This is a genomic window from Bacillus sp. Xin1, assembly GCF_013314535.1.
Taxonomy (GTDB): domain Bacteria; phylum Bacillota; class Bacilli; order Bacillales; family Bacillaceae_G; genus Bacillus_A.
In genome coordinates this window covers 15,544-27,729 of record NZ_JABUAE010000030.1, presented here as the reverse complement: position 1 = coordinate 27,729, position 12,186 = coordinate 15,544, and the positions used below count along the sequence as shown (strand labels likewise).

The following is a 12,186-nucleotide window of genomic DNA, read 5'->3' as shown; positions in this document are numbered from 1 at the left end:
TCCTCTATTATAATTTAACTATGTTTATTAATTTTATCATGTGGAGGTTCAGGAATTTATGAAATAATTTTAAATGAATATTCAGAATATTTTAGTTAGAACAAATCATTTCACACTTCTTATACAGAGTTCACATTTTTAGTGTTGATATTAATGCTTTTGACTTGTAAAATAGAAAAAGAATAGATTTCACATTAATTAAAAACAAAATAAAACCCCAAATACCTTACCCGTTTTTAATTGGCTTTCAGTTTGGCGACTCTAACCAATTAAAAACTCCCAAGGAATTAGGGGTCTTAACTCATAACTAGATATTCACTTCTATAAAAAATTATAACACAAAGTGAATACTGTGTGAATAAGAACCTCTATTTTCCCAAGATTTTTCTGTAAGTGTGTACAGGGGAAAAATAGGAGGTTTTTTCTGTGGTAAAAAATGTAACAGCGTCTGATCTAACTAACGGCGTTCAAGTAAATACGCGAATATCAAAAACAAATATGAATCTTGATAAAAAAATGACAAAACAAAAATTCCTCATGCATGGTCCGAAATTCTTCAACGGACTCCTCAAGCAATTGAAAAGGGAAGATGAGCTATGTGAACTTCCAGCATCTGCCCTAGCTGTATATATTGGTATGCACTATATGGTAAATGATATTGGTTTATTGCCAAGTGATTTTACGATTGCTCAACTTGCTGAAAAAATTGGCCTTCCTTATACATCTGCCTATTCAGGATTTTGCGTTCTTGTACAACGTGAACTCATAAAAGAAGTATTTATGAAGAATGGATTACCAGTGTACGAGATTTGTAATTACGCATTAAATAATCGTACAAAACGTGAAGGAAACCAAGAATGTAAGGGATTATCCTATTTCCGCATTCCAAAAGCCTTATTGGATACAAATATTTTACGTGAGTTAGTTACACATCGTGATCGTAAAGGTATTTATTTGTTATTAGATCTCTGCAATAACTTTACACACAAACTCTACAAATATAGTTACGAAAGTGTAGAACAATATACTGTTGAAAGAAACATGGACACTTTAAAAACGTATTTAAAGAAAAATGCAAAGAAAGTAAGGGAATATACGGCCTTATTATCGCCTATTTTCTCATTTGTACCTACGCATAAAACTGTACGGAAAGCACGCGAGTCTCGTCTAACTCGTATTCGAAAAGCTGTTAACCAAATTTTGGTTCCGAAATTTGAAATTCATATCGCTGCATCATGTGTAGTGGAAAATACAGATGCTGATATTAAACAAAACGAGGCAAAAATGAGAAAAGAAGCGGTATCACGTTTAAAATCCCTGGGATACCCACTTTCTAATAAAGATCGTCGTGATCTTGTTGTTGCATTCCAAAACGAAATTTCAAAGATTGCGTATTTATTAGAAAACAAGACCGCTAGAGTGCAATTAATGACATATACAATGTGCTATGCGTTAGATGCATTAGAACATTATGTAAAAACAGCGAATAAAAAAATAAAAACAATGGGTGGTTATATTCGTACAAAATTGCGTGAAGCTCTTCCATCTTGGCGTTTTACATATTTAAGTGACCACGATCGTCATGAATTATTTGTTGCATTTGGACGTAAAGGATGGGATCAACCAGAATGGTTGCATATCAACTATAGTCCAAATTCTGTTGCGGCCGCATAAGTTACAAAACAATCGAATAACATGCCCTTTTAGCTTTGTTCAAAAAAATTTGAAGGGAACAAGGCTTTTTGTCATGTAGAAAAACATATATCTTCTGGTACTTCCCATTCCAGAATAAAAAACAGTAGATTTTCAACTCAAAATCTACTGTTTTTCTATTTTTCTCTGTTACGATACTTCACTTGTGAATTTGTAGATAGTACAAATATTAGCTTGTGGGAACATAGAATAATTGATTTTTGAACTTGTGGAATTGTAAATTCTTCGGTATTTCCCTTATGGATTTGTGAGTTTTACATTTCATGAACCTTCTAAACTCTCAAACTCCTTGGGACATAAGGGATTCAACGTTTTTCTTCTCGTCTATATATATATTTGATTCTTTTATATATTTTTTTGACTTATTTATATATATATTTGAGAATTAATACTTATTTTTGCTCTTTATACTTAAAAAAATGAAAAAAATTTAATAAATAAAGTCATCATCTAAACAACTGGAAATTCATATTAATTTTATAAACACAAACATTTCTAGTTATAAACACAATTATGTTCGCATTATGTACATCCGATGTTTTATATAAAGATCTAAAATATATCTATTACCTTTGCAAATTAAAAAAACAAAGTTGTACAGATTAACTTACGAATTCATTCAGAAAAACGTTAGAAAAATTTACGGAATAAGTTGCGACAACATACTTAGGTTATTCTGAACTTATTCTAATGTTAAACTTGTTGATAGAACTAGGTTTCGCGGAATATTTTAAAAATTAGATTTACCTTGAAGCTCTCCTGTTAAGGGTATCTTGATTCCACTAGAATCAAATACCGTTGACAGGCAGATTTTTAGAAAACTACGTAAACGGCGCGGCGGCCCCGCCATGCCTCGCTCTTCAATCCTCTTCCACATCCTTCACATTTCCACACATCATTCGCCTTTCCCCTATCGTCTGTATCGTTGCGTATCGCTGTCTCTCGCTTCCTTCTTCTGTCTAGCCCGGCACTTCGTCTTCCCATCTCGCCTCGCTCTGTCCTGGCTCATGTCTTCCCTCTTGGCCTGGATCAACAGCCTCCTCCCCATCAAAAAAACAACGCGTTTCAGAATCCCCTATTGCCTGTTTTTATTGTTTTCGTATATAATTGCGGTACACAATTTTTAGGACAAAGGAGTATATAAACATGACTTGGGATTTCGCTGTTGATGTTTTCCTTTCCGATTTGTTAAAACATGGCCGTAAACCTTCAACCGTTAAACAATATCGCTATGACATCTCGCTTTTTACGTTCTGGATACAGAAACACGTCAAATCGCCCCCAGAAGACGCTTTACAGTCTTTTGATGTAAACATATTAGATAACTATTTAAAATCTCTTAGAAAGGAACGTGGCGCGTCAATTTCTAACGTGAAGCGTGTCCGCGGTATTTTGATTAACTTTTTGCAATTTCACGGCGCGGCAGACAGCCTTAAAAGCGACATGACGCCCCCTGCACTTACTTCTAAACACTTTGCATCCGATGAAGAAATTAAAATGCTGTTACGCGTTATGCGAAGCTATGACGGCTTAACGGAATACCAGGCATCTGGCAGAAAATTTATCCTGGAACGCAATTTGTTATTAGTTCGTTTCATGCTCAACTACGGGCTATCAATCCAGGACATTATTACTCTTTCTATGCATGATATACATTTCGGCACCAATACCATTACGCCAGGAGGCTTACACGCCTATAAACGCTCTATCACCTTGTCAAAAGACGATGTAAAACTTGCCCTATCCTATTACAAAAAGATTCCTAACCTTGTACGGCCACGCCAACAAACTGGAGATCCGTTCTTTGTTGCTTTTGATTTTGGACCACAAACATTTCGATGGGATTATGAAAAGGATCAGCCCGCGGCACTAACTAGAATCGCGATCCAACGGATGCTGCAGAAAGAAATAAAACGCGCCGAAATTCATGTGACGCCTACTATGTTGCGGAACCGCTTTATTTTAAACGCACTACAAAACGGGATGAAACCTCTTGAAATCAAAGCTTTTTTAGGCTTAAAAAGTGTTGAGGCACTGTATCGATACATTCAATTTTGGAACGAGCTACAAAGCAAAAATAACGGAATTAATCTGTGAAAGCCCTGGTATTCTAGGGGTACCGCCAGCATTTCGGAAAAAACCCACGCTAAGCAAAAAAATACAATAAGCTGCCCATATGGACAGCTCATTTACATAATTATCGATACAGGAAGTCAATTGGTTAATTCGGATTAAACAGTTCATCAACTGTTGTACATAGTACCTCGGCTAATTTAAAAGCTAATGTCAATGTTGGGTCATACTTAGCATTTTCAATTGCATTAATGGTTTGGCGTGATACATTGCAATACTTAGCCAATTCTTCTTGTGTCATAGATTTTTTTTTACGGAATATTGAAATAGAGTTTTTCATATTACTTAAACTTCTTTGATACAAAAAATTCAGTGATTGGAACTATAACAAGGGAAGCACATAAGGCTAAATAAAGAGCGGAGTTTTGCACGTTATCAAGACTCCAAATAGTTTTACCTTCTCCTATAACTAATATAATGAACATAACGATGATAAGGACAAAATATCCAATCTTGTAACTCAGATAAGAAATATGTTTTCCTAATTCATCCTGGCTTTCTTCTGAAACAGCATCAGCATCGCCCCATGTGACTAGATTTACGATAGAGCTAATAATTAAGCATGCAAAGAAAAATACTCCCATTTTAATACGTTTTTCTGTTACAAAAACATATAAAGTATAAGCAATAATAGCAACTAAACAAATGCAATTAATTAAAAATATGAATTTCTTTTTATTCATTTTGTATGTTTCCCTTCTACTCAAAAATGTAAAAACATTTTTACATTTGAATTATATCTAGTGAAAATTAAGATGTCAAAACATTTTTACATTTTGAGATGAATAGAATATTCATGATCGGTTAACATAACGTCCTATTATTGGTAGTGAAGACAAGGCGGATCCTTACTCTCACAAGGAATCCACCTTTTTCCCTTTCTATGACTCTATTTATTTTTTTATACATTCCTATCCTGGCGCGGTTTTAGGGTTCTTATTTGTTACTGGATTATCCGAAAAATTGTATAAAATCTTGCATGCTCTTAGCGTGGTTTTTTTCCGAAATGCTGGCGGTACCCCTTCTAGTACTTGGGCTTTTATTGTGATATAAATCAACTTTCAAAAAAACTAATGCAAAATAATGGGAAATAAGTAAAAAAATACTTGTTCCATGCGCTAGCGCACGATAAAATATAATTAAGAAATGCGCTAGCGCATTCAAAAAAATAAAAAAGGAGATGATGACCATGGAATTTTTCCAAAGTGTCACTACCTTAGAAGAACTTAAGAAACAATACAAGAAACTAGCAAAGAAACACCATCCCGATTGTGGCGGGAAACATGAAGATTTTATTGCATTAAAGAAAGAGTATGACAGACTTTTTGAACAACTACATAGTAACTCTGGAAAGCAAAACACTGGAGCATACCAAAACATCATTGACGAACTTATCAAATACGATCTTGAAATTGAAATCATTGGAACCTGGATCTGGATTACAGGTAATACTTACTCACTAAAAACAGAATTAAAACAACTTGGCTTCAAATGGGCATCCAAGAAAAAGGCTTGGTATTGGTACGAAGGAGAGTATAAGAAGTTTCATAAAAAGGACTTCTCACTCGATGAAATTCGTTCAATGCATGAAGTAAAACGAATCAAGAAAAACAAGCCAAAACTTGAAGCCTAAGGGGGATCCCCCTTAGGTTTTAAAAAAAGGAGGATGCCCAATGTACATTAATGCTAATTTTGATAAATTCAAACACATATATGATATTGAAAAATTAAAACAGTATAGCAACTGGTGTGACAGAGATATTAAAGGACTAGAAGAAGTTATTGAAAAGCTAAAACAGTATCAAATGGAAATCTATGAACATGCTCAAACCGTTGTAAATACTGAATTTCAAAACGTTGTAACGCTTGTTAGAAGAAGGGATTATTATACAAATCGTGTTAAGTATCATGTACAACTAGCAATGCGGCCAATTGTTGCTAGGGAATGGATAGAGAATGAGAAGGTTTATGGCCCATATAAGCACGAGAAAATGTTTACAGGCAAGGAACGTCACCTCGCTTTAAAATATGCGAAAGATCTCGCAAAACAATACAATTGCGAGATTGAGAGGAAGGGATTTTGATGCAAAGAAAATTTAGGCTTCCAGACGATGTCTGGGAGCAATTTCTACAAAAAACAAGCGCACCAGCTGAAACACTACGTCAGCTGGTGACTAATTACATTCACAATGATAGTGATCCTTTGGATGAAGTTATGGGCGTTGAGGAAGCTGCTGAAAAGTGGGATATGCCGCCTGGAACAATTAAAAATTTATGCGCTGCGGGAGAAGTAAAGGCCAAAAAGATTGGCAACAGGTGGATCATTTCAAAAAAACAGCAATCCCCACGCCCTAAAAGCAATTGAGGTTTCAAAGTTTTAAGTGAATTATAAAAACTCAACAAAAGTCAATACAAGTTAATACAAGTTAATGCAAGTAAATATGTATCAATACGAAAAATACTTGTATTTTAATGATTTTTATGGGTTTTTGCCGATATTTTTTGTATTTACTTGTATTTATTTGTATCAAATTATATGAAATTGTATTGACTTTTTGAAATCATTTAGCATATAATGGAATTAACTTAGTAAATAATAAAAAATCTTTTGGGAGGTTTTATATATGACAATTTTAAAAGCTGGTGCAGACGCGGGGAACAGTGGTTTAAAATTAGCAGTTTTAGGGCACGATCCTTTATTTATATCAAGCATTTACTCTCATCACATTGGAGAAGCTACAAACATTTTAAGTGAAGAAGATATTTCAGTTGAGGAATTAGAAAATAATATTGATGTGACTATTTCATCACCAGCCCTATCAGTAAATAATATGCGTTATATTATTGGTCAAAAGGTGATTGATGAAAACATCAAGGGAATTGAAATGGAAAAGAAATCCGATAAATCAAAGGATGATCTTGTGGTCCTGGTAACATTAGCTGGTCTAGCAGTTAGTGCAATGAAAAAGCAACCAAATAAAAATAAAATAGATGTAACTTTTGATCTTTCTGTTGCATTACCTGTTGCAACAATTACACCTCAAACAGCGGAAGCGTATGCACAGCGTTATATGAACCACCATACAGTAACATTCCATCATCCAAGCGGACGTGACGTAACAGTTAATATCCAAGTGGAATATTGCAAATGCTTGCCAGAGGGTGCTGCTGGAGCATGGGGAATTGTATATGATGAAAAAGGGAAAACAATCAAACGCAAAGTAGAAGTTAGAGAAGATAAAATTGTAGAAACCGACTTTGTTGACAAAACATTATTATCTTTTGATATTGGTGCCGGCACTACAGAAGAAGTAGTTTCCCAAGGTGTCAGCTTTAAGCATAAAATGAGTAGAGGTTTACCATATGGTGTCAAAGAAACCTTACTAGATATTATCAAGGTTTGGAACTTAAACAACAAACAAAAAACAATTGATAGTATTGCTGAATTTAATGCTATTTATTTAGATTCAGAACATCCTCGCCATACTCGATTAAAAGAAGCATCACGCGGTGCATTATTAGGTTTAGCGAATCGAATTGCAACTGATATTATTAACAAAATCGACGATATGAAAGATGATCCATATGTATTTATTTATGGTGGTGGTGCCGCAATCGTAAAAGAAAGCTTACAGCAAATTTTAGAACAAAAAGGACGCTTAACGAATGTTGTTTTCTTAAAAGATCCGCTTTTCGTAAACTCTCGCGGGTTACTTGTATACACTTGTTCACCACGCTTTGATGCGTTAAAAGAAAAAGCGTTAATTGCTGCTACTGGTGAAAAATAATGGCTCGTAAAGTATATAAAGCTGGAGACAGAGCAAATGTCTATATTAAGAAAGACATTTCACCAGAAATGATCGATTTTATTAACAAACAAAGCGATTTAACAATGTTCTTTTTGTATGCGGCGCAACAACTTCACAAACAAATTGGCGATACAGACGTAGCGGAAATTCTACCGCGCAAATATACTTTTTCATTAGATGCTGAAACAAAACCTTTAACGACAGTACCAACAAAGCAAGATGAAGAGTCACAGCCTATTCATTCATCTACCTTAGGTCAAACACATGTCGAAACAAAGCAAGATATAACGAAGCCTGGGGAAGCCCATGAAAAACTAGAAGAGAAATCCTGGGGTTCACTAGATGATTTAGACGATGATCCATATGCATAATATAGAAAAAAAGAGTTACTTTTATATAAGCGACTCTTTTTTTCTATATTAGTTTAAAATAGCCCACATACCTCCAAATTAGAACTATCCATTTTAGCATTAAGTTTTTCTAATTCTTGGTTTCTTTTACGTTCTGCTTCGAATTCTTTTCGGAAAAATTCGTTACATTGTCGTTCCACTTCTTACGATACAACTTGTAGCGCGTGTCGCTCACCTTCGTTACAAACCCTTATTACAACAACCTCAACAGACGACACACCTTATATCGCATGATTTTGCTGTGTCATCAACACAGTGACAGCATGACTTAACGAAGCCTGAGGAAGCCCATGAAGAACTAGAGGAGAAATCCTGGGTTGGCTAGATGATTGGGGTGATGATCCATATGCATAATACAGTAAAAAAAGAGTTACTTTTATATAAGCAACTCTTTTTTTACTGTATTAGTTTAAAATAACCCAAATAACTTCTTCCTTTTGGGTTCGGAATTAGAACTATCTGTTTTAGCATTAAGCTTTTCTAATTCTGCCATAATACCATCCAGTTTTTTCTCTAAATCCTCGTTTCGTTTGCGCTCTGTTTCGAGCTCTTTTCGAACAAGATCATTGCTTTGGCGTTCTATCTCAAGTTCTTTTCGAAAACTTATAAATTCAGTCCTTATATCTTCGAAAAAACTTCGCATTTCCTGCGATACAACTTGTAGCGCGTGTCGCTCTTCTTCACTACGAACCCCTGTTGCAGAAACCTCCATAGACGCTACACCTTGCGTCGCGCGATTCTGTTGTGTCATCAACACAGTGACAGCATGACTTAAAGAAACCTTCGTTTTTTCTCTAATCTCCTTCAAAGTATTAAAAACCGTCACATCATCCGCGTTATACAGTCTTGTATCGCCATCTTTATTGAAGTGATAACCTTGTTTTTCTAATTCTAAGCTATATTTTCTAATTGTGCTTTCCGCTAAATTGGTGATACGGGAGACATCTATTGTTTTTAGATGCACTTCACTTACAACATCATCATTTTTCTCCATATCATCACCTCCACTATAGTGTTGCTACACTTGTACTATAGTATCATTTTACTAATTTCTAGTGGGAATTTATATATGATTTCTTTCGAAAATTAGAATGACCATTATTTATTTTTCCATCCACTTTCTGCTGACTTATCTTTATACAAGTAAAATATAAAGTTCTAATGCCGCTATTAACAATGAATGGATTGTGTCGGAATTTTTTGGGAAACTGCTTTGCAAAGATTTGTTGTATGATGCGTAAGTCAAATCTTTGCATTGTATGTATACCTCATTCCAAGAGAAAATATCAATAAATCGTTCGTGTGAATAATCTATGAATCTCATTTTTTCATATCTCAACTAACCCCAGGGTAAATTGAAGTGTATATAGGTTCATTTTCTTGTCCATAATTGTAAATAAAAAAATTATGGATATGGGAGTGAGAAAAATGTTTTTTTGCCATAAAAGAACTAATCTAAAAAAATGGTTAGATCGACAAGGCATTGAACAACAAGAGTTGGCTAAAAAATCTAAAGTATCTGCTAAAACTATAAGTAAAGCATGTAGAGACACCTCTTATATACCAAAACCAGAGATTATGAAAAAAATATTAAATTCTATAAGGAAAGTTGATCCTCATGCAAAAATAAATGACTTCTGGGATATGTAAAAAGCACAAGAAACAAGGTCTTGTGCTTTTCTTCACTATTACAATTGTTTTCTTGATGATCCAACTTTCACAGAAATGTTTTTTGCCTTTGGTTGTACCTGTTCAAGAAAATGCTGAATAGAAGATGCTTGGAAAATACGGAAATTAGAACTTGAGATTGAGTATTGAGAGTCTGTGAGAATGAGAAGGGACGGAAATACAGTGGTATGTTTAGGCTGCCAGGATTCTTTTTGCCATTCCATGCTACGAAAATAGGCTTCATAACGTTTTATCTTTGTTTGCATGACATTCTTACTATAAGCGGATTTTTGTACTTCTATAAAGAATGGACTTTTTCGCCAAATCGTAAATATATCTGGTTCCATGTACTCCTTCTTATACTTCGGCTCCACTTGAAATAGCCTTGTTTTTTCGAACCGTATTAACTGCTTATATACATCTACGATAGCTAGAAAATGCCTAATTTTTTGGCTATTTTTACGAATGGGACTGGGATAGGGGAAATACACATAGGGACGTTGAGACGTGTCAACATCAATATATCCCTCACGACATAACCGTTTCATCACAGTGTTACAGCAAGTGACTGCATTTTTTAAGTGTTTAAAATGAAGATCAATAATATCATCCCGCGACATACATCGAAATTGCTCTAAATGCCTTATAATTTGCTTATCTCTATTCGTTGTCATCATCTAACACTCCAAATACTTTTTGTATTTGACCCCCTAACTCTTCATTTACGGCGTTTTGTTCTTTGGATAAGCGATAAGGTTCTACAATCTCTTTCGCTTGCTCTAATGCCAAATAAGGAGCCTGCACTTTGCGTAAACCATCTAATTTCAAAATCATTTGGCCCGATTGTTCTAGGTTCTCCGATCCAGGTGTTCCCATGATATTACTGTTAATAGAATCTGCGCATTTAAAGCCCATTCTTACGGTCATATTGAGCTTTAACTTACCATCTAATACTTTTGCATCTGGACGTTGCATACTGAGCATCAGAAAGATACCAAGGGAACGTCCTACAGCGGATATCTTTTCTATAATTGAGGTACACTCTTGCTCGTCTTGTAGCATCGCAACTTCATCAATTGCGATTAAAATATAAGGTATCTGTTCATTCATTGTCATTTGATTGTATTCATCAATATGGCCCAATTCATATTCTTCCATCAGCTTTCTTCTACGCAATACTTCTTTCCATAACTTTTTTAACATGGCTTCCATTTCAACTTCTTCCATGCAGACTTCTTTTACATGTTGCACCCTTCGTAAAAAATGAAACTCTGAATTTTTAAGATCCCCTAAGTATAAATGAAGCCGCTCTGGTGACATGTATTGTATCAATGTAGACAAAACAACACGTACCATGCTACTTTTTCCGCTCCCTGTCTCACCAGCGATAAGCAAGTGTGGTGTATTCGCATCTACCATATCATACACAATAAGCTTACCAAACTGATCTTTTCCTACTACCACTGGAAGACGACAGCTCTTCAATAATGGTAACCATTGTTTATAACGATAATTATATTGCTTGAAACCAGCATTAGAATGAAACACATGGAGTACAAACTTCTTAATATCGCCTTCAATCATAAGGTTTTTTCCTAGTATCTGTTGAAAACAAAACCATTTCTTTTGAATTTGAGCTGGATCTACACCATTAGGCAAGGTAAACGTGTATCGTACACTTTCTTTTTCTTCAAGCACATCATGAATTTTAGGATATATGGGTATTTTCCCGCCTCTTGTGACATGTTCCTCATATAGTTTTGCTTTCTTGAATACCTCCTCAAGTTGGTATCTATATTTACGCTTTTTTAACCACTCTTTCATTGTCTCTCCCCCTATAACATGATTAATACACGTATCAACACATAACCAATCAATCCAATTCCACCCAGTCTCATCCCATAATATAGGCCTTCTGAAACGAGCTTTGCTGAAAAAACATGATTATTTCGTACCAGGTATTTTTCTACCAATACAGCGCCAATTGTCACGCCTCCTAAGATACCAAGTGCAATATACGTATTCATAATGGGTTGTGACATATGAAAAAAGGTAAATGGACTGATTGGGCCTATACTGTACAGTTGTACGCATTTTTTCTTTTTATAAGACTGATCCATGAAGGAACGAAATGGGATTACCTCTTTTTTAGAGAACATAGTCTTAGCTCCTTTAATTTTTATCAAAGTGCGCGCAAGATTCAGAGCAATATTTCTTTCCGCGATAATCCCAATACAACCAAGCCGATAAAAGACATTTGCAATACTCACATGTTTCTTCTGTTGCCATCTTGCTGTTCATTACCTTGCCTCCCTTTATAAACACAACTCAAAAACGCCTATAAACATACAGAAATGAGTGATTTCTTTTGATAGTGCTACCATGATAGATTCTTTGGTTATAAACTTGATATTTACTTTGATAATTACATTGGTAAAGAATATTCAGTTCGG

The 12,186-nt window shown here is 34.9% G+C and carries 15 protein-coding genes; 8 read left to right on the top strand and 7 right to left on the bottom strand.

Going from position 1 to position 12,186, the window contains the following annotated elements:
- Window positions 1–426 precede the first annotated feature (426 nt).
- Together HRG09_RS20855 and HRG09_RS20850 are read left to right on the top strand one after the other, a co-directional pair.
- A complete protein-coding gene (locus tag HRG09_RS20855) occupies window positions 427–1,674 on the top strand; it encodes a hypothetical protein (protein WP_174102764.1) in 1,248 nt (415 codons plus the stop codon).
- Window positions 1,675–2,859: 1,185 nt separating this feature from the next.
- Complete coding sequence (locus tag HRG09_RS20850) at window positions 2,860–3,810, top strand: tyrosine-type recombinase/integrase (protein ID WP_174102763.1); 951 nt, start codon at window positions 2,860–2,862, stop codon at window positions 3,808–3,810.
- Between the two features lie 124 nt (window positions 3,811–3,934).
- On the opposite strand, the gene HRG09_RS20845 is transcribed toward HRG09_RS20850, so the two are convergent.
- Together HRG09_RS20845 and HRG09_RS20840 are read right to left on the bottom strand one after the other, a co-directional pair.
- A complete protein-coding gene (locus HRG09_RS20845; protein WP_174102762.1) occupies window positions 3,935–4,126 on the bottom strand; it encodes a helix-turn-helix transcriptional regulator in 192 nt (63 codons plus the stop codon).
- A gap of 1 nt (window position 4,127) precedes the next feature.
- Complete coding sequence (locus HRG09_RS20840) at window positions 4,128–4,529, bottom strand: hypothetical protein (RefSeq protein WP_174102761.1); 402 nt, start codon at window positions 4,527–4,529, stop codon at window positions 4,128–4,130.
- A gap of 506 nt (window positions 4,530–5,035) precedes the next feature.
- Here HRG09_RS20840 and HRG09_RS20835 point away from each other — a divergent pair.
- The 5 genes from HRG09_RS20835 (at window position 5,036) to HRG09_RS20815 (ending at window position 8,026) form a co-directional block, all read left to right on the top strand.
- Window positions 5,036–5,479, top strand: a complete 444-nt coding sequence (locus HRG09_RS20835; protein WP_174102760.1) for a molecular chaperone DnaJ — start codon at window positions 5,036–5,038, stop codon at window positions 5,477–5,479.
- A gap of 40 nt (window positions 5,480–5,519) precedes the next feature.
- Window positions 5,520–5,930, top strand: coding sequence for a hypothetical protein (locus HRG09_RS20830; RefSeq protein WP_174102759.1), 411 nt, complete (start codon window positions 5,520–5,522; stop codon window positions 5,928–5,930).
- The gene (locus HRG09_RS20825; RefSeq protein WP_174102798.1) at window positions 5,930–6,211 is read left to right on the top strand and encodes a helix-turn-helix domain-containing protein; all 282 of its coding nucleotides are present in this window, start codon (window positions 5,930–5,932) and stop codon (window positions 6,209–6,211) included. Before HRG09_RS20830 ends, HRG09_RS20825 begins: the two co-directional genes overlap by 1 nt.
- A gap of 259 nt (window positions 6,212–6,470) precedes the next feature.
- Window positions 6,471–7,634 (top strand): ParM/StbA family protein, encoded by a 1,164-nt coding sequence (locus HRG09_RS20820; protein ID WP_174102758.1) that lies wholly within the window; start codon window positions 6,471–6,473, stop codon window positions 7,632–7,634.
- Entirely contained in the window at window positions 7,634–8,026 is a 393-nt protein-coding gene (locus HRG09_RS20815; protein ID WP_174102757.1) for a hypothetical protein, read from the top strand. The genes HRG09_RS20820 and HRG09_RS20815 overlap by 1 nt, the downstream gene beginning before the upstream one ends.
- A gap of 448 nt (window positions 8,027–8,474) precedes the next feature.
- Here the strand turns inward: HRG09_RS20815 and HRG09_RS20810 are convergent, their stop codons facing one another.
- Complete coding sequence (locus HRG09_RS20810) at window positions 8,475–9,059, bottom strand: hypothetical protein (RefSeq protein ID WP_174102756.1); 585 nt, start codon at window positions 9,057–9,059, stop codon at window positions 8,475–8,477.
- Between the two features lie 434 nt (window positions 9,060–9,493).
- Between HRG09_RS20810 and HRG09_RS20805 the strand changes: the two genes are divergently transcribed.
- A complete protein-coding gene (locus HRG09_RS20805; protein WP_174102797.1) occupies window positions 9,494–9,715 on the top strand; it encodes a helix-turn-helix domain-containing protein in 222 nt (73 codons plus the stop codon).
- Between the two features lie 38 nt (window positions 9,716–9,753).
- Here HRG09_RS20805 and HRG09_RS20800 read toward each other — a convergent pair whose 3' ends face one another.
- From HRG09_RS20800 to HRG09_RS29410, 4 genes are read right to left on the bottom strand one after another with little or no spacing between them, the layout of a single operon-like run.
- Entirely contained in the window at window positions 9,754–10,410 is a 657-nt protein-coding gene (locus tag HRG09_RS20800; protein WP_174102755.1) for a replication-relaxation family protein, read from the bottom strand.
- A complete protein-coding gene (locus HRG09_RS20795; protein ID WP_174102754.1) occupies window positions 10,394–11,557 on the bottom strand; it encodes an FtsK/SpoIIIE domain-containing protein in 1,164 nt (387 codons plus the stop codon). The genes HRG09_RS20800 and HRG09_RS20795 overlap by 17 nt, the downstream gene beginning before the upstream one ends.
- Window positions 11,558–11,568: 11 nt before the next feature.
- Window positions 11,569–11,892, bottom strand: coding sequence for a hypothetical protein (locus HRG09_RS20790; RefSeq protein WP_174102753.1), 324 nt, complete (start codon window positions 11,890–11,892; stop codon window positions 11,569–11,571).
- Between the two features lie 13 nt (window positions 11,893–11,905).
- Window positions 11,906–12,034: a hypothetical protein gene (locus HRG09_RS29410; protein WP_260632383.1), complete on the bottom strand. Its 129-nt coding sequence runs from the start codon at window positions 12,032–12,034 to the stop codon at window positions 11,906–11,908.
- Between the last annotated feature and the right edge of the window lie 152 nt (window positions 12,035–12,186).

Excerpts from the sequence above, each read along its gene's own strand:
- HRG09_RS20850 (WP_174102763.1), top strand. The coding sequence starts at position 2,860 with ATGACTTGGGATTTCGCTGTTGATGTTTTCCTTTCCGATTTGTTAAAA.
- HRG09_RS20845 (WP_174102762.1), bottom strand. The coding sequence starts at position 4,126 with ATGAAAAACTCTATTTCAATATTCCGTAAAAAAAAATCTATGACACAA.
- HRG09_RS20840 (WP_174102761.1), bottom strand. The coding sequence starts at position 4,529 with ATGAATAAAAAGAAATTCATATTTTTAATTAATTGCATTTGTTTAGTT.
- HRG09_RS20835 (WP_174102760.1), top strand. The coding sequence starts at position 5,036 with ATGGAATTTTTCCAAAGTGTCACTACCTTAGAAGAACTTAAGAAACAA.
- HRG09_RS20830 (WP_174102759.1), top strand. The coding sequence starts at position 5,520 with ATGTACATTAATGCTAATTTTGATAAATTCAAACACATATATGATATT.
- HRG09_RS20825 (WP_174102798.1), top strand. The coding sequence starts at position 5,930 with ATGCAAAGAAAATTTAGGCTTCCAGACGATGTCTGGGAGCAATTTCTA.
- HRG09_RS20820 (WP_174102758.1), top strand. The coding sequence starts at position 6,471 with ATGACAATTTTAAAAGCTGGTGCAGACGCGGGGAACAGTGGTTTAAAA.
- HRG09_RS20815 (WP_174102757.1), top strand. The coding sequence starts at position 7,634 with ATGGCTCGTAAAGTATATAAAGCTGGAGACAGAGCAAATGTCTATATT.
- HRG09_RS20810 (WP_174102756.1), bottom strand. The coding sequence starts at position 9,059 with ATGGAGAAAAATGATGATGTTGTAAGTGAAGTGCATCTAAAAACAATA.
- HRG09_RS20805 (WP_174102797.1), top strand. The coding sequence starts at position 9,494 with ATGTTTTTTTGCCATAAAAGAACTAATCTAAAAAAATGGTTAGATCGA.
- HRG09_RS20800 (WP_174102755.1), bottom strand. The coding sequence starts at position 10,410 with ATGATGACAACGAATAGAGATAAGCAAATTATAAGGCATTTAGAGCAA.
- HRG09_RS20795 (WP_174102754.1), bottom strand. The coding sequence starts at position 11,557 with ATGAAAGAGTGGTTAAAAAAGCGTAAATATAGATACCAACTTGAGGAG.
- HRG09_RS20790 (WP_174102753.1), bottom strand. The coding sequence starts at position 11,892 with ATGTTCTCTAAAAAAGAGGTAATCCCATTTCGTTCCTTCATGGATCAG.
- HRG09_RS29410 (WP_260632383.1), bottom strand. The coding sequence starts at position 12,034 with ATGAACAGCAAGATGGCAACAGAAGAAACATGTGAGTATTGCAAATGT.